The sequence below is a fragment of the Pseudomonas sp. GV047 genome, from assembly GCF_003058245.1.
Classification (GTDB): domain Bacteria; phylum Pseudomonadota; class Gammaproteobacteria; order Pseudomonadales; family Pseudomonadaceae; genus Aquipseudomonas; species Aquipseudomonas marginalis.
Genome location: NZ_QCWA01000004.1, coordinates 302853 through 320895, shown reverse-complemented (window position 1 = coordinate 320895; position 18043 = coordinate 302853). Strand labels below are relative to the sequence as shown.

Annotated in this window: 18 protein-coding genes; 12 read left to right on the top strand and 6 right to left on the bottom strand. The window is 62.5% G+C overall.

Going from position 1 to position 18043, the window contains the following annotated elements; translation table 11 throughout:
- Window positions 1-3: 3 nt before the first annotated feature.
- On the bottom strand, window positions 4-756 hold the full coding sequence (locus C8K58_RS12620) for a thioesterase II family protein (protein WP_027603896.1): 753 nt from the start codon (window positions 754-756) through the stop codon (window positions 4-6).
- A gap of 302 nt (window positions 757-1058) precedes the next feature.
- Here C8K58_RS12620 and C8K58_RS12615 point away from each other — a divergent pair, with 302 nt between their 5' ends.
- The gene (locus C8K58_RS12615; RefSeq protein ID WP_027603895.1) at window positions 1059-1610 is read left to right on the top strand and encodes an RNA polymerase factor sigma-70; all 552 of its coding nucleotides are present in this window, start codon (window positions 1059-1061) and stop codon (window positions 1608-1610) included.
- A gap of 2 nt (window positions 1611-1612) precedes the next feature.
- Here C8K58_RS12615 and C8K58_RS12610 read toward each other — a convergent pair whose 3' ends face one another.
- Both C8K58_RS12610 and C8K58_RS12605 read right to left on the bottom strand, forming a co-directional pair.
- The gene (locus C8K58_RS12610) at window positions 1613-2401 is read right to left on the bottom strand and encodes an ABC transporter substrate-binding protein (protein ID WP_051429302.1); all 789 of its coding nucleotides are present in this window, start codon (window positions 2399-2401) and stop codon (window positions 1613-1615) included.
- 93 nt (window positions 2402-2494) lie between these two features.
- Window positions 2495-3118, bottom strand: coding sequence for a TetR/AcrR family transcriptional regulator (locus C8K58_RS12605; RefSeq protein ID WP_027603893.1), 624 nt, complete (start codon window positions 3116-3118; stop codon window positions 2495-2497).
- Between the two features lie 153 nt (window positions 3119-3271).
- Here C8K58_RS12605 and C8K58_RS12600 point away from each other — a divergent pair, with 153 nt between their 5' ends.
- The 7 genes from C8K58_RS12600 (at window position 3272) to C8K58_RS12570 (ending at window position 12329) form a co-directional block, all read left to right on the top strand.
- Entirely contained in the window at window positions 3272-5050 is a 1779-nt protein-coding gene (locus C8K58_RS12600) for an acyclic terpene utilization AtuA family protein (protein ID WP_108573783.1), read from the top strand.
- Window positions 5051-5151: 101 nt separating this feature from the next.
- Window positions 5152-6768 (top strand): acyl-CoA carboxylase subunit beta, encoded by a 1617-nt coding sequence (locus tag C8K58_RS12595; protein ID WP_092355157.1) that lies wholly within the window; start codon window positions 5152-5154, stop codon window positions 6766-6768.
- Between the two features lie 16 nt (window positions 6769-6784).
- Window positions 6785-7942 (top strand): citronellyl-CoA dehydrogenase, encoded by a 1158-nt coding sequence (atuD, locus tag C8K58_RS12590; RefSeq protein ID WP_092355160.1) that lies wholly within the window; start codon window positions 6785-6787, stop codon window positions 7940-7942.
- Window positions 7939-8700: an enoyl-CoA hydratase/isomerase family protein gene (locus C8K58_RS12585; RefSeq protein WP_092355163.1), complete on the top strand. Its 762-nt coding sequence runs from the start codon at window positions 7939-7941 to the stop codon at window positions 8698-8700. Before atuD ends, C8K58_RS12585 begins: the two co-directional genes overlap by 4 nt.
- Window positions 8701-9479: 779 nt before the next feature.
- Complete coding sequence (locus C8K58_RS12580) at window positions 9480-11363, top strand: acetyl/propionyl/methylcrotonyl-CoA carboxylase subunit alpha (protein ID WP_108573782.1); 1884 nt, start codon at window positions 9480-9482, stop codon at window positions 11361-11363.
- 74 nt (window positions 11364-11437) lie between these two features.
- Entirely contained in the window at window positions 11438-11980 is a 543-nt protein-coding gene (locus C8K58_RS12575; protein ID WP_027603887.1) for an exonuclease domain-containing protein, read from the top strand.
- Window positions 11981-12044: 64 nt separating this feature from the next.
- Window positions 12045-12329: a pyrimidine/purine nucleoside phosphorylase gene (locus tag C8K58_RS12570; protein WP_027603886.1), complete on the top strand. Its 285-nt coding sequence runs from the start codon at window positions 12045-12047 to the stop codon at window positions 12327-12329.
- Between the two features lie 63 nt (window positions 12330-12392).
- Here the strand turns inward: C8K58_RS12570 and C8K58_RS12565 are convergent, their stop codons facing one another.
- Both C8K58_RS12565 and C8K58_RS12560 read right to left on the bottom strand, forming a co-directional pair.
- Complete coding sequence (locus C8K58_RS12565) at window positions 12393-13199, bottom strand: MOSC domain-containing protein (RefSeq protein WP_108573781.1); 807 nt, start codon at window positions 13197-13199, stop codon at window positions 12393-12395.
- Between the two features lie 39 nt (window positions 13200-13238).
- A complete protein-coding gene (locus tag C8K58_RS12560; RefSeq protein WP_027603884.1) occupies window positions 13239-14174 on the bottom strand; it encodes a chemotaxis protein CheV in 936 nt (311 codons plus the stop codon).
- 29 nt (window positions 14175-14203) lie between these two features.
- On the opposite strand from C8K58_RS12560, the gene C8K58_RS32240 reads away from it, so the two are divergent.
- The 4 genes from C8K58_RS32240 (at window position 14204) to C8K58_RS12545 (ending at window position 17079) form a co-directional block, all read left to right on the top strand.
- Window positions 14204-14437, top strand: a complete 234-nt coding sequence (locus tag C8K58_RS32240; protein WP_133822115.1) for a hypothetical protein — start codon at window positions 14204-14206, stop codon at window positions 14435-14437.
- A gap of 287 nt (window positions 14438-14724) precedes the next feature.
- A complete protein-coding gene (locus tag C8K58_RS12555) occupies window positions 14725-15174 on the top strand; it encodes a hypothetical protein (protein WP_027603883.1) in 450 nt (149 codons plus the stop codon).
- Between the two features lie 355 nt (window positions 15175-15529).
- Window positions 15530-16423 (top strand): sensor histidine kinase, encoded by an 894-nt coding sequence (locus C8K58_RS12550; RefSeq protein ID WP_027603882.1) that lies wholly within the window; start codon window positions 15530-15532, stop codon window positions 16421-16423.
- Window positions 16420-17079 carry a response regulator transcription factor gene (locus tag C8K58_RS12545; protein ID WP_092355169.1) on the top strand — a complete coding sequence of 220 codons (660 nt, stop codon included), beginning with the start codon at window positions 16420-16422 and terminating at the stop codon, window positions 17077-17079. The genes C8K58_RS12550 and C8K58_RS12545 overlap by 4 nt, the downstream gene beginning before the upstream one ends.
- Here the strand turns inward: C8K58_RS12545 and yegS are convergent.
- Window positions 17038-17958, bottom strand: coding sequence for a lipid kinase YegS (yegS, locus tag C8K58_RS12540; protein ID WP_092355172.1), 921 nt, complete (start codon window positions 17956-17958; stop codon window positions 17038-17040). The two genes, C8K58_RS12545 and yegS, sit on opposite strands and share 42 nt — an antisense overlap.
- Between the last annotated feature and the right edge of the window lie 85 nt (window positions 17959-18043).

The window sequence follows — 18043 nt, the reverse complement described above, 5'->3', positions numbered from 1 at the left end:
CGATCAGCCGGCGGCCAGTTGCCGCGCCGCGCCATTGCGCCAGCGGGCCAGGTGTTCGTCGGCATAGCGCCGCACGCAGCGCAATACGGCGCTTTCGTGCTGGATAAGGAAGAAGTGGTGGCCGTCGAACATGTCCAGGGAAAAACCGCTGGCGGCATCGAGCTGCCAGTCGAGCAACTGGTCGGCGCGCACGCTGTCCTGCTTGCCGCCGAACACATGGATCGGCAGGTCCAGCGGCTTGCGCTCGCCGTAGGTGAAGCTGCCGCACAGCAGGAAGTCGGCGCGCAGGATCGGCAGCATCAACTGCATCAGCTCGGGATTGGCCAGGGCTTCTTCGGCAGTGCCTTGCAGTTCGCGCAGGCGGGCGATCAGTTGCGCGTCGGTCTTTTCGATGGCGTATTCGCTGACATCGCGGCGGGCCGGGCCGGCCGTGCCGGAGGCGAACAGCGCCAGCGGCGCAGGGACATTCCGTGCGTTTAACGCGTGGGCCAATTCAAAGGCCAGCAGACCGCCGAGGCTATGCCCGAACAACGCATAAGGGCCGCTCAAGTCGCGACTGATTTCCTCCGCGAGCTGCGCCGCCAAGGCCTTGATATCGCGTTGCAGAGGCTCGTCCATGCGCATGCCCCGTCCAGGCAATTCCAGCGGGCACACCTGCAGCCACTCCGGCAACGTGCGGCGCCAACGCGCGTAAACCATGGCGCTGGCGCCCGAATAGGGCAGGCAGAACAGGCGCAGTCGAGTCGGCGTAGTCATCCCGCGGCGACTCCAAACTGAAACACGCTGTGTGCACGATAAAAACCCATGTCGTCCTCCTGCGGGTGCTGATCCTTGGCCGCTTGACTAACGGCCCTGTCACCCAGAAGAACGGACGGCACCGGCAAATAATTAGTCGCCGGGTACCTGCGAGACGTGGTTCACACCTAACAAGAAAGCATAAGATTAGTTCGCCTTCTCATTTGACAATCATTATCATTCAGCATAATTTGTTGCCCGATGTGTAGGAGGCCTCAGCAAGGACGCCCTCCCCTAACCTCTTTTGCGACAAGGTGATTTCCATGACGGAACAAGTATCCACAGGCAGGTGCGACTCACCGCTTCTCCAGGCATTTGTCGACAATCGACTGATTCTGGTGAAGATTGCGGCACGTATTACCGGGTGCCGCTCCCGTGCCGAAGATGTAGTGCAGGACGCCTACTTCCGCCTGCAATCGGCGCCGACGATCACGTCATCGTTCAAGGCCCAACTGAGTTATCTGTTCCAGATCGTGCGCAACCTGGCGATCGATCACTACCGCAAGCAGGCCCTGGAACTCAAATATTCCGGGACGGAAGAGGAAGGCTTGAATGTGGTCATTCACGGCGCTTCACCGGAAACCTCCCACATCAATTTCAACACCCTGGAAAACATCGCCGACGCCCTGACGGAGTTGCCCCAGCGCACCCGCTACGCGTTCGAGATGTACCGCCTGCACGGTGTGCCGCAAAAGGACATTGCCAAGGAACTCGGGGTTTCACCGACGTTGGTGAACTTCATGATTCGCGATGCGCTGGTGCACTGCCGCAAGGTGTCCGGCAACCATAGCGATACGTTTGCACGGCGCGTGTGACCTCAGGGTACCGCCATCACATCGATGCGGTACGGCTCGAAAATCTTCAGCATCTCGCCGCTGTCGCGCAAGCGCTTGAGCAACGCCGAAAACGCCTCGCCCGTGATCGGCGCCTTGGGCCGCAGCAACGCGTAGTGGTGATAGACCTGGTCGATGCGCTCCGAGACCAGGAACTGCCCGGCCATATCCGCATTGCGCACCATGAAGTCACTCAAGTACGAACGGGTTACCAAGGCGATGTCCGCACGCCCGCGCGCAACCATCAGCAGGTTGCTGTCATGGGAATAGGTCAAGGTGGCGTTGAAGTGCTCGGCCAAGTACTTGGGGTCGGGGTTGAAGTTGGCAAAGGCGTAGTGATAGCCGCTGAACACGGCCAGGCGTTTTCCGGCAAGGTCGGCGAAATAGTCCTGGCCTCGACCGGGCTCACGCTGGGCGACGAAGATTTCCGCATCTTCCAGGCCCATGTCGATGCTGGTGTGGGCAACCTTCTGCCAGCCCCAATCGGGATTTTCGAAGATGGCCATGTCGATACGGCCTTGTTCGAAATCACGAAAACGCCGAGGGATGGAGGTCGGTACCAGCACAAACTGGTAGTCGGTTTGCGAGGCGTTCAGGGCCTCCACCAATTGAGGCAACAGACCGGTGTCGGCGCCTTGCTCCGGGCGCACGGTGTAGGGCGGAAAATGCGCCGCGCCGATACGCACCAGTTGCGCAGCCGAAGCCGGCAACCACGCTGCGGTGCCGAGTGCCCATAAAGTAAGTCCTGCAGCCAACCGCCATGGCGATAACATCAAGGCACACACCGTTCAATACATCGATGTCGATAAGCTAGGCGTTTTTGTCCAGCTAGACAACTTTCCACCGGAAAATTAATAGCTTGCGCCTCAATCGGCCTTCAAAACCATCAACAAGGCTTCTTCGGCCAATTGCTCCAGGGTCAGGTTGCCCTCGGCGCGAAACCAGGTGGTGGTCCAGGACAAGGCTCCGGTGAGGAAGCGTCGCGCAATAAACACATCGCCCTTGATGTAACCCGCCGCCTTGGCCTCGCCCAACACCTGCAGCCAAATGTCTTCGTACACATCGCGCAGCGCCAGCACCTGGGCCTGGGCGTCGGTCGACAGCGAACGCCATTCATACACCAGCACCGCCATGGCCTCGCCGCTGCCACCCATGATCGACTGCAATTCGCAGCGAATCAGCGCCAGCACACGTTCGCGTACGGTGCTCGCCTCCTCGAGCGAGGCACGCATCAAGGCGGTGTTGTAGTGGATGGTTTCCTCCATCACCGCGCGCAGGATCTCGTCCTTGCTCTTGAAGTGATGAAAGATACTGCCGGACTGGATGCCCACGGCACTGGCCAGGTCGCGCACGGTGGTGCGTTCAAAGCCCTTGTTGCGAAACAGGTGCGCCGCGGTTTGCAGCAACTTGCCCCGGGCACTGTCGGGGTCGGTCAATTGGCCGCCGTCGACCATGGTGCGCATCACCCGCAGGGCTTTGTGCTCATCCATGCTGCTCTCCTCTACTTCTACTGACGTCTTGGCCGGCAATTTAGGCCGTGCCAGTCACCCAAGCAAGCGCTTGGGCAAAACTTGTGACCGGAGTTTACAAACCAAGCGCTTGCTTGGTAGTCTCGTTGCCAGCCATTCGAGGAAGGATTTCTCATGAGCAAGACGGTTCGTATCGGCTGCGCCAGCGCCTTCTGGGGTGACACCTGCAGCGCGGCCGCGCAGTTGGTGCACGGCGGCAAGCTGGACTACCTGGTGTTCGACTACCTGGCGGAAGTCACGATGTCGATCCTCGCCGGTGCACGGATGAAAGATCCCCAGGCCGGCTACGCCACGGATTTCGTCGAGGTGCTCACACCGCTGCTGGCCGAGATCCAGCGCCAGGGCATCCGCGTGATCAGCAATGCCGGCGGCATCCACCCCCAGGCCTGCGCCGCCGCCCTGCAAGCTGCCTGCGATACAGCCCAGGTGCCGTTGAAAATCGCCGTGCTGCTGGGCGATGACCTGCAACCCCGGCTCAAGCACCTGCACGGCATCACCGACATGTTCAACGGCGCGCCGCTGCCCCCCCTGTGCGTCTCCGCCAATGCCTACCTCGGCGCACCGGGCATTGCCCAGGCGCTGCAACTGGGCGCGGACATCGTCATCACCGGCCGGGTGGTCGACAGCGCGGTGGTCAGCGCGGCACTGGTGCATGAATTCGGTTGGTCGTGGCAGGACTACGACCGCCTGGCCCAGGCCGCGTTGGCCGGGCATATCATCGAATGCGGCGCGCAGTGTACCGGCGGCAACTTCACCGACTGGCGCGACGTGCCCGACTACGAGCACATCGGCTTTCCCATCGTCGAAGTCAACGCCGAAGGCCAGTTCACGGTCAATAAAGTCGAGGGCAGCGGTGGCCTGATCAGCGAACTGAGCGTGGCCGAACAGCTGCTGTATGAAATCGGCGACCCACATGTGTATCTGCTGCCCGATGTGATCTGCGATTTCAGCCAGGTGAAGTTGCAGCAGCAAGGCAAAAACTGCGTACGCCTGCACGGCGCCAAGGGGTTGCCGCCAACGCACCAGTACAAGGTCAGCGCCACGTACCCGGAAGGCTTTCGCTGCACCGCCAGTTGCCTGATCGCCGGGATAGACGCGGTGGCCAAGGCCGAGCGGGTCAGCCAGGCGATCATCAACAAGACCTCGGAACTGTTCAGCCAGCGCGGCTGGGCGCCCTACACCGACGTAAATATCGAACTGCTGGGCAGCGAAGCGACGTATGGCCCCCGCGCCCTGCGCCACGACTGCCGCGAGGTGGTGGTCAAGCTGGCGGTGCGCCACCCGAGCAAGCCGGCCCTGGTGCTGTTCGCCCGCGAGATCGCCCAGGCGGCCACGGGCATGGCGCCGGGGCTGACCGGGATTGTCGGCGGGCGGCCGACGGTGTACCCGCTGATCCGCTTGTTCTCGTTCCTGATCGATAAGGCCGCCTGTGAGGTGGTAGTCGACTTCCAGGGCCAACGCCATGTCTGCACGCTGCCCATCGCCGACGCGCCGATCCTGCCTGCCGCCCCGATGGATCCGCCCCAGCCCCAAGGCCGCGCCGACGCCAGCGTGGCGTTGGTGAAACTCGCCGTGGCACGCTCCGGCGACAAGGGCAACCACAGCAATATCGGGGTCATCGCCCGCGCCCCCGAGTACCTGCCGTGGATTGCCGAAGCGCTGACGCCAGAGGTGCTCGTCGACTGGATGGGCCATGTGCTCGACCCCGTGCACGGCCGCGTTGAACGCTGGTATTTGCCCGGCAGCCACAGCCTCAATTTCCTGCTGGAAAACGCCCTGGGCGGCGGCGGTATCGCCAGCCTGCGCATCGACCCCCAGGGCAAGGCCTTCGCCCAGCAGCTGTTGGAAATCCCCATCGCTGTGCCGCAACACATTGCCGATCAACTCACGTAAAGGAGCATTGCCGTGGCCTTCGACTCGATCTTCAAAGCCGGCCTGTTCCAGGGCTACACCGTGATCGTCAGCGGCCGCGACACAAGGCGGAGCAATAAACCATGCCGCTGATTGACAGCCTGATCGATCCCCACAGCCCGCAGTTCGCCCAGAACCGCGCCGCCATGCTGGAAGGCATCCAACACCTGCGCCAGTTGGAACAGACCCTGCTGGGCAAGGCCGAGGAGGCCAGGCCCAAGTTCGAAAAACGCGGCCAACTGCTGCCCCGCGAGCGCCTCAACCTGCTGCTGGACCCGGGCGCGCCGTTCCTGGAACTGGCGAGCCTGGCCGGCTACAAGCTGCATGATGACAAGGACGGCAGCGCCGCCGGCGGGGGGTTGATCGCCGGCATCGGCTACGTCAGCGGCGTGCGCATGCTGGTGGTGGCCAATAACAGCGCGATCAAGGGCGGCACCGTTTCGCCCTCCGGCCTGAAAAAATCCCTGCGCCTGCAACAGATCGCCATGGACAACAAACTACCGGTGGTGACCCTCGCCGAAAGCGGCGGCGCCAACCTCAACTATGCCGCGGAGATTTTCATCGAAGGCGCGCGCAGCTTTGCCAACCAGGCGCGCATGTCGGCCATGGGCTTGCCGCAGATCACCGTGGTGCACGGCTCGGCCACGGCGGGTGGCGCGTACCAGCCAGGACTGTCGGATTACGTGGTGGTGGTGCGCGGCAAGGCCAAGCTGTTCCTTGCCGGCCCGCCGCTGCTCAAGGCGGCGACCGGTGAAGTCGCCACCGATGAAGAATTGGGCGGTGCCGAAATGCATGCACAGATCGCCGGCACCGCCGAATACCTGGCGGAAAACGACGCCGATGGCGTGCGCATCGTGCGTGAAATCGTCAGCCTGTTGCCCTGGGATGAGCGCCTGCCGCTGGCGCCCAAACGCAATTACGCCGAGCCGCTGTACCCCATCGACGACCTGCTGGGGCTGATCCCCGCTGACCCGAAAAAGCCCTACGACGTGCGCGAGATCCTCGCGCGCCTGGCCGACGGTTCGCAGTTCCTCGAGTTCAAGGCAGCGTTCGACGCCCATACCGTCTGCGGCCATCTGCACATCCAGGGCCGCGCGGTCGGCGTGATCGGCAACAACGGCCCGATCACACCCAAGGGCGCGAGCAAGGCGGCGCAGTTTATCCAGCTGTGTGACCAGAGCCGCACACCGCTGCTGTTCCTGCACAACACCACCGGCTTCATGGTGGGTACCGAAGCGGAGCAGCAAGGGGTGATCAAGCATGGCGCGAAGATGATCCAGGCGGTGGCCAACGCACGGGTGCCTAAACTCACGGTGGTGGTCGGTGGCTCCTACGGCGCCGGCAACTATGCAATGTGCGGTCGCGGCCTGGACCCACGTTTTATCTTCGCCTGGCCCAACAGCCGCACGGCGGTGATGGGCGGTGCCCAGGCGGGCAAGGTGCTGCGGATCGTCACCGAGGCCAAGCAGTTGAAAGACGGCCTGGTGCCGGATCCCAAGGTGCTGGACATGCTCGAACAGGTCACCGCGCAAAAACTCGACAGTCAGTCCACTGCCCTCTATGGCAGCGCGAACCTGTGGGATGACGGGCTGATAGACCCACGGGATACCCGTACCTTACTCGGCTTTCTGCTGGATATCTGTCACGAGGCCGACGTCCGCGAGTTGCAGCCCAACAGCTTCGGCATCGCGCGCTTCTAACCGGAGAACAAGAACAATGATCTTCACCCAGGAACATCAGGAACTGCGCCGCACCGTCCGTGCCTTCGTCGACCGCGAGATCAACCCCCATGTGGACGCATGGGAAAAAGCCGGGCGCTTCCCCATCCACGACATCTTCCGCAAGGCCGGCGACCTCGGCTTGCTGGGGATCTCCAAACCGGAACAATTCGGCGGCATGGGCCTGGACTACAGCTACTCGATCGTCGCCGCCGAAGAGTTCGGCACCATCCGCTGCGGCGGCATCCCCATGTCCATCGGCGTGCAGACCGATATGTGCACCCCCGCCCTCGCCCGCTTCGGTTCCGATGAATTGCGCGACGAATTCCTGCGCCCGGCTATCAGCGGCGAGCAGGTCGGTTGCATCGGCGTCTCGGAAACCGGCGCCGGCTCCGATGTGGCCGGGTTGAAAACCCATGCGCGCAAGGACGGCAGCGACTATGTGATCAACGGCAGCAAAATGTGGATCACCAACTCGCCCAGCGCCGACTTTATCTGCCTGTTGGCCAACACCTCCGACGACAAGCCGCATATCAACAAGTCGCTGATCCTGGTGCCGATGAACACCCCAGGGATCAGCGTCAGCCCGCCCCTGGAAAAACTCGGCATGCACAGCTCCGAGACCGCCCAGGTGTTCTTCGACGGCGTGCGCGTGCCCCAGCGCAATCGCATCGGCCATGAAGGCGCGGGTTTCATGATGCAGATGCTGCAGTTCCAGGAAGAACGCCTGTTTGGCGCGGCCAATATGATCAAGGGCCTGGAGTACTGCATCGACAGCACCGTCGAGTACTGCAAGGAGCGCCAGACCTTCGGCAAGGCGCTGATCGACAACCAGGTGATTCACTTTCGCCTGGCCGAACTGGCCACCGAAATCGAATGCCTGCGTGCACTGGTCTACCAGGCCACCGAGCAGTACATCAAGGGCCAGGACGTGACCCGCCTGGCCTCCATGGCCAAGCTCAAGGCCGGGCGCCTCGGCCGCGAAGTCAGCGACAGTTGCCTGCAATACTGGGGCGGCATGGGCTTCATGTGGGACAACCCGGTGGCCCGCGCCTATCGCGACGTGCGCCTGGTGTCGATTGGCGGCGGTGCCGATGAAATCATGCTGGGCATCATCTGCAAGTTGATGGGCACTTTGCCGGGGAAAAAGCCATGAATACCCTGCTGCTCGAACCCCACAACGGCGTGTTGCACATCACCCTCAACCGGCGCGAATGCCGCAATGCCATGAGCCTGGAAATGGTCAACGAACTGCGCGCGGTGCTGGCCGGGTTGGACAGCCAGGTGCGCGCCGTGGTGATCAGCGGCGCAGGCGGGCATTTTTGCGCCGGTGCCGATGTGAAGGACCTGGTCAGCGCCGGCGATCAATTGCAGGCCCTGAACCGGGCCTTCGGCACGTTGCTGCAAGCGGTGGAAGCCGTGTCGCCAGTGGTCATCGTGGTGCTGCAAGGCGCGGTGCTGGGCGGCGGGTTTGGCCTGGCCTGCGTGAGTGACATCGCGATTGCCGATCACCAGGCGCAGTTCGGTTTACCGGAGACCAGCCTGGGGTTGCTGCCGGCACAGATCGCACCGTTTGTGGTCAAGCGTATCGGCCTGACCCAGGCGCGGCGACTGGCGCTGACGGCGGCGCGGTTCGATGGGTTGGAAGCTCAACGGCTGGGGCTGGTGCACTTCACCGAGACCGATCCGCAGGCGTTGGCGGAGCGTCTGGATGAGGTGCTGGGGCAGGTGCTGCGCTGCGCCCCCGGCGCCAATGCGCGTACCAAGGCGCTGTTGCTGGCCAGCGTGGAGCAGCCCGTGGGGCCGCTGCTGGACCAGGCGGCGCAGTGGTTTGCCGAGGCGGTGACCAGCGCGGAAGGGATCGAGGGGACGCAGGCGTTTGTGCAGAAGCGCAAGCCTGGGTGGTGCAAATGACGCCCGCTGGGCATGGGTATCTACACAATTTTCTGTAGTCTGTGGCGAGGGCGCTTGCTGCCGTGGCGGCCTTCGGGCCGACCATGTCGTTGGCTTTGAGCGAGTACATATCCGTTGCTGCGGTAACGGCGGCTATGGGTTCCGCCCTTACGGCGGGTCACTTTGGAAAAGCCCCAAAGTAACCAAAGGGCTCTTGCCCCACCACTCGGTACCTCGCCTAGGCTCGGTATGCCCGAACGCAGGCTTGAATCCGTGGGCCGCCGTCATGGGCCATCCCTGGCCCAGGACGGCTAACCCGGCGTCCTGCCGGGTTACCCACGGATTCAAGCCTGCGTTCGGCCAGCGTGGTTAACGGGGCGCCTAAGATCAAAATCAAAAGCAGATCAAGAGCCAGAGCAGATCAAAAGATTGCTGACTTCGTCAGCGGTTAAGGAAGTAGAAGCCACACCGCGTACGCTTCAAAGATCAGGTCGGCTTTAAGGCCGCCTCGCTTTGTTTTTGATGTGGGATCGCCCCGTCAAACACGCTGGCCGAACGCAGGCTTTGGAGCGTGGGTAACCCGGCAGGACGCCGGGTTAGCCGCACTGGGCCAGGGATGGCCCAGTGCGGCGGCCCACGCTCCAAAGCCGGAGTGAGGGCACACCGAGCCTAGGCGAGGTGCCGAGTGTTGGGGCGAGGACCTTTTGGTTACTTTTGGGTCCTTCCAAAAGTGACCCGCTGTAAGAGCGGAACCCTAAGTGGCCGTTACCTAAATAACGGATATACACACGGAGCAAAAAATGCCGCAGTTCACAAAAATCCTGATCGCCAACCGCGGCGAAATCGCCTGCCGCATCCAGCGCACGGCCCAGGCATTGGGCTACCGCACCGTCGCCGTCTACAGCGACGCCGACGCCCAAGCCCGGCACATACAAATGGCCGACGAAGCCGTCCACATCGGCCCCGCCCCGGTACAGCAGTCGTACCTGAACATAGAAGCCATCCTCAATGCAGCCAAACTGACCGGCGCCGACGCCATCCACCCCGGCTACGGCTTCCTCTCGGAAAACCCCGGTTTCGCCCGCGCGTGCCAGGACGCCGGCCTGACCTTCATCGGCCCCAGCGCCGAGGCCATCGAATTGATGGGCAGCAAGCGCCGGTCCAAACTCGCCATGCTCGAGGCCGGCGTGCCTTGCATCGCCGGCTACCAGGGCAGCGCCCAGGATGACACCTGCCTGCAACGGGAAGCCGAGCGCATCGGCTACCCGCTGATGATCAAGGCCAGCGCCGGCGGCGGTGGCCGTGGCATGCGTCTGGTCCACCAGCCGGAGGCGCTGCTGGAAAGCCTGCACAGCGCCCGCTCGGAGGCCAGGCATGCGTTCGGCAGTGACGAACTGATCCTCGAACAGGCGCTGATCGAGCCGCGCCACGTCGAGATCCAACTGTTCGGCGACCGCCACGGCAACCTGATTTACCTCGGCGAACGCGACTGCTCGATCCAGCGCCGCCATCAAAAAGTCATCGAGGAAGCGCCCTGCCCGGTGATGACGCCCGAACTGCGCCAGGCCATGGGCGAGGCCGCGCTCAAGGCCGGGCGCGCAGTGAATTACCTCGGCGCCGGTACCGTGGAATTCCTGCTCGACCGCAACGGCCGGTTCTACTTCCTGGAAATGAACACCCGCCTGCAAGTGGAGCACCCGGTCACCGAGCTGATCACCGGCCTCGACCTGGTGGCCTGGCAACTGCAGATCGCCGCCGGCCAGCCGCTGCCGCTCGAGCAGGCGCAGGTGAGCCTGAGCGGCCACGCCATGGAAGTGCGCCTCTATGCTGAGGATCCGGCCCAGGGCTTCCTGCCGCAAACCGGTGAGGTGCTGCGCTGGGAACCGGCCGTGGGCGTACGGGTTGACCATGGGCTGTGCGAAGGCGAAACCATCAGCCCGTTCTATGACCCGATGCTCGGCAAGCTCATCGCCCATGGCGCCACCCGCGAAGAAGCCCGGCGCAAGCTGCTGCGGGCGGTGGAGGACACGTTGTTGCTGGGGGTGACGACCAATCAGCGCTTGTTGGCTGAATTGCTCAAGCACCCAGGGTTTATCGACGGTGATTTCAGCACCGGCTTTATCGCCGAGCACTTCGGCGAAATACCGCGCCAGGCCGCGACAAGTGATCAACTCGCCCTGGCCGCCGCGCTGTTTTACCAACACAGCGCCGACCAGCATCCCCACGGCCTCGCGGGATGGCGCAACAACGCCCGGGTTCCCTGCACCTTTCGCCTGGAGGTCGACGGCGAAACCCACACCGTCACCGCCGCCCCCCTGCCACTCAGCACCGATGGCCGTCACGCCACCGTGGTGCTCAACGGCATTCGCCGGCGTATCGCCTATCACCTGGAGGGCTCTCGGCTGTGGTTGCCTGGCCTTATCGTCACCAACCACACCCAGCAGGTTGCCGGGCGCCAGGCCGACGCCGGCAGCGGCACGGTCAAGGCACCGATGGACGGTGCCATCGTCGACGTCCGCGTCAGCACCGGTGAACAGGTGGCCAAAGGCCAACTGCTGCTGGTGCTCGAAGCCATGAAAATGGAGCATCCACTCAAGGCCGAGAGGGACGGCGTGGTCAAGGCCGTACAGGTGATGGCGGGCGATCAGGTACGCAATCGCCAGGTTCTGCTGGAGATCGAATAACCCCCTAGTCGGAACTACAAGGCCGGTCTACGCTCTATCCCCAACAGGAAAGGACGAGTACGGGAACCTGCGCGATGCCTCATTGGCTGATTATTGACCTTGAAGCCACAACGGATGAAGGCGGCTGGCCCGTGACGGAGATGGAAGTCATCGAGATCGGCGCGAGCCTGGTGAACCGCCAGGGCCGCGAGCTGGACCACTTCCAGCGCTTTGTGCGGCCGCTGCGCCGCCCCTTGCTCACGCCCTTTTGTCGCCAGCTGACCCATATCACCCAGGCAAATATCGACGGCGCTGCGCCGTTCATCGAGGTGTGGCCGCTGTTCGAGCGCTGGCTGGGCCAGCATCAGGCGCGCCTGGAAGGCTGGGCCAGTTGGGGTGACTACGACCGCGTGCAGCTGGAGCTCGAATGGCAGCGCCATGGCCTGGCCAGCGCCATGGCCCCCACGCCCCATGTCAACCTCAAGCAACGCTTCGCCAAGGCCCGGCGCCTGGACAAGCCCCTGGGGCTCAATGGCGCCCTGCAATTGGCGGGGATGCAGTTCCAGGGCCAGCAACATCGCGCGCTGGAAGATGCACGCAACACCGCGCGCCTGCTGCCGCTGATTTTGCCGGTCTAGGCAGCTTCCCTGGCCTTGGGCATACTGGCCGACCTTTCCAGACCCTTTTTCCGAGGATTCGCCCATGTTCAAAGTCAACGAGTACTTCGACGGCACCGTCAAGTCGATCGCTTTCGGCACCGCAGAAGGTCCGGCGACCATCGGCGTAATGGCCCCGGGTGAATACGAATTCGGCACCGCCCAGCGCGAAATCATGCACGTGGTGTCCGGCGCCCTGAGCGTCAAGCTGCCCGACGCCAATGACTGGGAAACCTTCGCCGCCGGCAGCCAGTTCAACGTACCGGCCAACAGCAAGTTCCAGCTGAAGGTCGCGGTAGACACCGCTTACCTGTGCGAATACCGCGGCTGATCGCTGCGCCGCAAAAAAAATGCCCGTCTCCCAGGAGACGGGCATTTTTTATGGGCCAATGGCTTATTCGAGGATGACCACCGGCATGCCCACTTCCAGGCGGCCCACGCCATCGTTGACCAGGTTCTGGCCAAAAATCGCGCCGTCCTCGGTCTTGCGGTAGGCCTCCAGCGTCACAAAAGGCTCACGGTCGGGACTGCGCTCGCCGGTGTGCGGATCGATGGTGGTGAGAATGCAGCGTGAGCAGGGCTTGACTGCACGAAACTCCACATCCCCGATGCGCAGGCGCTTCCAGCCATCCTCGGCGAAGGCGTCACTGCCTTCGATCACCAGGTTGGGGCGAAAGCGCAGCATGTCCATGGGACGGCCGACTTTTTGCGAGAGGTCGTCGAGGGACGCTTGCCCGATCACCAGTAACGGATAACCGTCGGCGAACGCGACCTGGTCATCATCGCGGCCGTAACCTGCCTGGGTAGTGCGCGCCAGCTCCAGAGGAATCTGCACCAGCCGTGTCGGTTTGCCGATAAAGGCGCTGACCCAGGCGGCGGCTTCGTCGCCGGCGTCCGGCACACGCAAGGTGTCGCGCCAGATGGTCACGCCACGTAACTCAGCCGCGCTGCCGGGCAACGCCACGTCCAGCGGCGCGTAGCCAGGCGAACTCAGGGTCAGGCCGCCGCTGCTGTTCCACAGCGCCGACAGTTGGCTCATCTTCGCCACGGCGCGCTGGGTGAGGAAACGCCCGCTGGCCTCATCCACCAGCATCCAGCGTCGATCGCCGTCCAACCCCAGTTTATCCAGGCCGATCTGTTGCAGGGTTTCGGCCTTGCCGGACTTCAAGGGGTAACGGTACAACGCGCTGAGACGAAGCATGGGCCAACATTCCTGAGGGGCAAAGCCGTCACCCTAAGGTCAAGCGGACGCTTCGTCCAGCATCAGGCGCTGACGCACCACATCCACCAGCTTGTCCGGCTGGAACTTGGACAGGAAGTTGTCGCAGCCGACCTTCTTCACCATCGAGTCGTTGAAACTGCCCGACAGCGAGGTGTGCAGCACCACGTAGAGCTTGCGCAGCCGTGGGTCGTTGCGGATTTCGGTGGTGAGGCGGTAGCCGTCCATCTCGGGCATTTCGGCGTCGGTGAAGATCATCAGCAGCTTGTCGGTCATCACATGGCCGGCGTCGGCCCAGGCCTTGAGCATGTTCAGCGCCTTGAGACCGTCGCTGGCGATGTGCATCTTCACGCCCAGTTGGCCGAGGGTGTCGCGCAATTGCGACAGGGCCACGTTGGAGTCGTCCACCAGCAGCACTTCGCGGCCACGGGCGCGTTCCAGCACCGGGTCGTCGAGTTTTTCGCGGGAGACCTTGGCGTTGTACGGCACGATCTCGGCGAGGACTTTTTCCACGTCGATGATCTCCACCAACTGGTCGTCGACCTTGCTGATGGCGGTGAGGTAATGCTGGCGCCCGGCGCTGGTCGGCGGCGGCAGGATGGCTTCCCAGTTCATGTTGACGATGCGGTCCACGCCACCCACCAGGAACGCCTGCACCGAGCGGTTGTACTCGGTGACGATAATGGTGCTGTTGGGGCCCGGCACCAGCGGACGCATGCCGATGGCCTGGGACAAGTCGATCACCGGCAGGGTCTGGCCCCGCAGGTTGACCACGCCGCACACGAAGGGGTGGCGCTGGGGCATCAGGGTCAGCTTGGGCAGTTGCAGGACTTCCTGCACCTTGAACACGTTGATGGCAAACAGCTGCCGCCCGGCCAGGCGGAACATGAGGATCTCCAGGCGATTCTCACCCACCAGTTGCGTGCGTTGGTCTACCGTGTCGAGAATGCCGGCCATTAAGAGCTCCTGGTGTGCGCTGGAAAGTAATGCGTGAAGTGTTTGTGCAGTTAGCTTGTTATCGGCGGCAAACGCCGGACCTTGACCCCGGTAAAATGCCACGTAAATTCATTGATGTCACACTGACATCATGCTTTACTGCTGAGGCCTGTTCATATGGCGGTGCAGCGACGTTGCGCGACATTCAAATCGACGCAAGGTTCCGCCATGTAAGGGATTCCCCTATACACAATCAGGCCCAACCTGATGTTCGCAATATCTAATAGCCATTAATGTGACGCCATTCTCATTGCATGAATGGAGTCAGGCTTTTGTTTGCCATCCCCAGCCCTCGTCTTATGGGTTTTCCAGACGCTCACGTCGCGGCAACTGAAGGTGTGCAATCGAGCCCGCTCACGGGGGCCACGCACAGCCGTCGCCGTCATTCAAATAAACGTCCTACTGAAAACTCAGAAGCAACCTACAGATTCCCGTTATCTTTCAGCGGTAGTTTTACGCCATTCACCCGGTGCGACCTCTCATCACCCGACCTTATGTTGTGGAGACTTGCATGATGAACGACGGTAACGAGTGGCAACTTGCACTTCCTGAGTTCCTGCGCGAGGCTGAAAAGCTGCTGACCAAGTCGGAAGAATGCCTGAGCCACCTGCATTTGATCCGCAACGACAGTGACGCCATCGACTGCATGAAAATCAGCCTGATCAAGCTCGCCGAAAAGGCCGATTGCCTGGCCCTGCAAGCGATCAGCGAGTTCTCGCGGCATATCCAGGACGTGATCGCCAACGCCGAAAACCCGTTGCAGTTACATGATCAAGCCCTGGACGCCCTGCATGACTGCCTGACATTGCTGGCCTGGCAGTTGGAATTGATCGATGCAAAAACAGGCCAACTGCCCCTGGATGAAGAAGAACAGACCAAGTTGATTGACACGGTCACCCTGCACATTCCGCAAAAGGGTTTCAGTTACAATCCGCAACAACGTATGCACCATTTGTCTTGAAGCGTTATCAGGTCGCATTCAAGCACGGGGTTATCTAAAAACGACGACTCCAACTAATCTGCTGGAGAAAAATGGCTATTCAATATCAATTAGCCATTAACGATACAAACCCTTTGAAATAATACAACCTCACTTCATTAACTCTGGGATTATCATTCCTCGAGTTGTTGCGCGTTTAAATAGGCCCGCCAGGCACGGCACCTGGCGACCAACGGTAAGAGTGGTGGTACTATGCACCCGCTTGAAGTGACTCAACTTCAGCCAGCTTGAGAACGATTCAAGAACGTATTCCAAACAGAGCCCGGTCAGCCGCGACCGGTCTTCCCGCAGCGAACCTTCATTGGCTCCATCCGCTATGCATGCCAGCCTCAAGACATTCATCGCAAGGTCCGCGTCCCGCAGTAACGCACGCCGTTTGATCCTCGCCCTGTGCCTCGGCTCGCTGCTGCTGAGCCTGTGGGCCTACAGCCGCTCCGCGCCGCTGCCACTGCTGGTGCTGCTGCTCAACCTGGCCATCTTGGTGGTGGTTGGCCTGCAACAGTGGCGCTCGCGTAAATCCATCAAGTTCCAGCCCCAGGAGTTGGCCGATCGCCTGTTGCAAGTGCAGGAAAACGAACGTCATCGCCTCAGCCGTGAACTGCATGACGATATCGGCCAGTTGCTGACCGCCGCCAAGCTGCAAAGCGAATGGCTCAAGCGCCGCCTGCCGGAGGAGCTGCAAAGCCAGTGCACCGTGCTGTGCAACACCTTGAACGAGACCCTGGCCAAGGTGCGCGACGTGTCCGCCATCCTCAACCCCCGGCAGCTCGCCAGCCTGGGCCTGGAAGCCAGCCTGCGCGCGCACCTGCTCAAGACCCTGGAAAACACCCCGGTGCACTGGAGCCTCGAATGCCAGCAACGACTGACCGGCATCCCTGAAGAAATGGCCGTGGCGGCCTTTCGCATTACCCAGGAAGCCGTGACCAACATGCTGCGCCACGCCCAGGCGCGCAACCTGCTGGTGCGCCTGCAGCGCCTGCCCGAGGGCCTGTCGCTGACCATCTGCGATGACGGCCAGGGCTTTTCGCCCGCCATCAACCCCGGCCTGGAAGGCCAACGGGGCATGGCCGGCATGTCCGAGCGCATTGACCAGCTTGGGGGTTCATTGTCCGTCAGCAGCCAACCAGGCCACGGCACACGGATCGACGCGCTTTTCCCCTGGGCGCCTCGCTCCCTCGAACGGGCCAGCGCCCCTAAGGTTATCGAGTGACCTGCACATTACTCCTGGTGGATGACCATGCACTGATCAGGGCCGGCGTACGTGCGCTGGTACAGGATATTCCCGGCTACACGGTGACCGGCGAAGCCAGCGATGGCGCGCAATTGCTGGAGCAGTTCAATACCCTGCTGCCGGATATCGTGCTGTTGGACTTGTCCATGAAACACACCACTGGCCTCGACGCGCTGCAGCAACTCAAGCGTGTGCACCCCAGGAGCAAGGTGCTGATCCTGTCGATGCACACCGATCCGGAGCTGATCATGTGCGCGCTGGAAGCGGGCGCCCACGGCTACCTGCTCAAGGACACCACTGCCAACGAGCTGGAACACGCGTTGCTGGCCTTGCGCAACAACGAGCGCTACCTGAGCCCGGCGATCGCCCATACCGTGATCAACCAGGCGCTGGTGCGCAGCCAGGGGCCGGCCACGCCCACCAGCCACAGCCATAACCTCACGGCCCGCCAACTGGAAATCCTGCGCCTGATCGTGCGCGGCAAATCCACCCGCGAGATCGCCCACGGCCTGGGCCTGAGCATCAAGACCGTAGAAGCCCACCGCTCGCAAATCATGAAGCGCCTGCAGATATTCGACGTGGCGGGCCTGGTGTTATTTGCCGTGCGCGAGCAGATCATCAGCCTGGACGACTAGGGGCGAACCCACCGGCAGATGCACGCGCAGGGCCTTGGGCAAGGCCTCGAAGTGCAGGTCGTCACCTTCCAGCGGCTCGCCATCGAGGTTGATGTACAAGCCCTGCGCGACCTTGATGTTGACCCACGGCAGGCGTGCCCGCACGAACATCGCGTCCAGCTCCCAACCGTTGCCCATCAGCTCGCGCAAGGTGCCGACCACTTCCTGGGGCGCCGGCAGGATACTGACGTCCAGCAAGCCATCGTCGGCCAATGCCCCAGGGCACAGCACATGCCCACCGCCCGCCTGGCGACCGTTGCCGATACCCAGGGCAAGCAGCTCGCCTTTCCAGTGGAAATCCGGCCCGTCCAGCTCCGCATAGGCGGCCTTCAACTCGCTGAAGCGCGTCAGGCCGGTGAACAGGTAGGCGGCGCCACCGAGGACTTTCTTCAGGTCTTCGGAGGTATTGGCGGTAACCTGGCTGCCGAAGCCGCCGGTGGCCATATTCAGGAAGATTTGCCCGCCGACCTGGCCGAGGTCGATCGCCCTGGGCGGCACATCCAGCAACGCCAGGGCCTGGGCGGGCTCCAAGGGCACGCCGGCAGCCTTGGCGAAATCATTGGCGGTCCCCAGGGGCATCAGCACCAGGCTGGCGTCACCCTTGGCCTGCGCCATGGCCTCGGCCACGTCGCGCAAGGTGCCATCGCCGCCGCCGGCAATGATGTGGGTATAGCCGCCCTCCAGGGCCTCCTTGACCAGGCGCTTTGCGTCACCGCCCTCCCAGGTCACCCGTACCGCCAGCTCCCAGCCCTGCTCGCGCCGGGCCAGCACGGCGCTGCGCACGTCCTCGTTGAGGGCCTGCTTGCCGTGGAGGATCAACAGTGCCTTGGGGGTGGTCATGGGTGGCTTACTCCTGGATTCAAAGGTGCTTGAAGGATGTGGACCCTGGGCGACCGAAAAAAAGCCATGGGCGTTGAAAATTAAT

Coding starts and splice junctions, on each gene's coding strand:
- C8K58_RS12555 (WP_027603883.1), top strand. CDS start 14,725: ATGATGAACGACGGTAACGAGTGGCAACTTGCACTTCCTGAGTTCCTG.
- C8K58_RS12620 (WP_027603896.1), bottom strand. CDS start 756: ATGACTACGCCGACTCGACTGCGCCTGTTCTGCCTGCCCTATTCGGGC.
- yegS (WP_092355172.1), bottom strand. CDS start 17,958: ATGACCACCCCCAAGGCACTGTTGATCCTCCACGGCAAGCAGGCCCTC.
- C8K58_RS32240 (WP_133822115.1), top strand. CDS start 14,204: ATGCGTGAAGTGTTTGTGCAGTTAGCTTGTTATCGGCGGCAAACGCCG.
- C8K58_RS12610 (WP_051429302.1), bottom strand. CDS start 2,401: ATGTTATCGCCATGGCGGTTGGCTGCAGGACTTACTTTATGGGCACTC.
- C8K58_RS12550 (WP_027603882.1), top strand. CDS start 15,530: ATGCATGCCAGCCTCAAGACATTCATCGCAAGGTCCGCGTCCCGCAGT.
- atuD (WP_092355160.1), top strand. CDS start 6,785: ATGATCTTCACCCAGGAACATCAGGAACTGCGCCGCACCGTCCGTGCC.
- C8K58_RS12600 (WP_108573783.1), top strand. CDS start 3,272: ATGAGCAAGACGGTTCGTATCGGCTGCGCCAGCGCCTTCTGGGGTGAC.
- C8K58_RS12565 (WP_108573781.1), bottom strand. CDS start 13,199: ATGCTTCGTCTCAGCGCGTTGTACCGTTACCCCTTGAAGTCCGGCAAG.
- C8K58_RS12580 (WP_108573782.1), top strand. CDS start 9,480: ATGCCGCAGTTCACAAAAATCCTGATCGCCAACCGCGGCGAAATCGCC.
- C8K58_RS12585 (WP_092355163.1), top strand. CDS start 7,939: ATGAATACCCTGCTGCTCGAACCCCACAACGGCGTGTTGCACATCACC.
- C8K58_RS12560 (WP_027603884.1), bottom strand. CDS start 14,174: ATGGCCGGCATTCTCGACACGGTAGACCAACGCACGCAACTGGTGGGT.
- C8K58_RS12595 (WP_092355157.1), top strand. CDS start 5,152: ATGCCGCTGATTGACAGCCTGATCGATCCCCACAGCCCGCAGTTCGCC.
- C8K58_RS12615 (WP_027603895.1), top strand. CDS start 1,059: ATGACGGAACAAGTATCCACAGGCAGGTGCGACTCACCGCTTCTCCAG.
- C8K58_RS12570 (WP_027603886.1), top strand. CDS start 12,045: ATGTTCAAAGTCAACGAGTACTTCGACGGCACCGTCAAGTCGATCGCT.
- C8K58_RS12575 (WP_027603887.1), top strand. CDS start 11,438: ATGCCTCATTGGCTGATTATTGACCTTGAAGCCACAACGGATGAAGGC.
- C8K58_RS12605 (WP_027603893.1), bottom strand. CDS start 3,118: ATGGATGAGCACAAAGCCCTGCGGGTGATGCGCACCATGGTCGACGGC.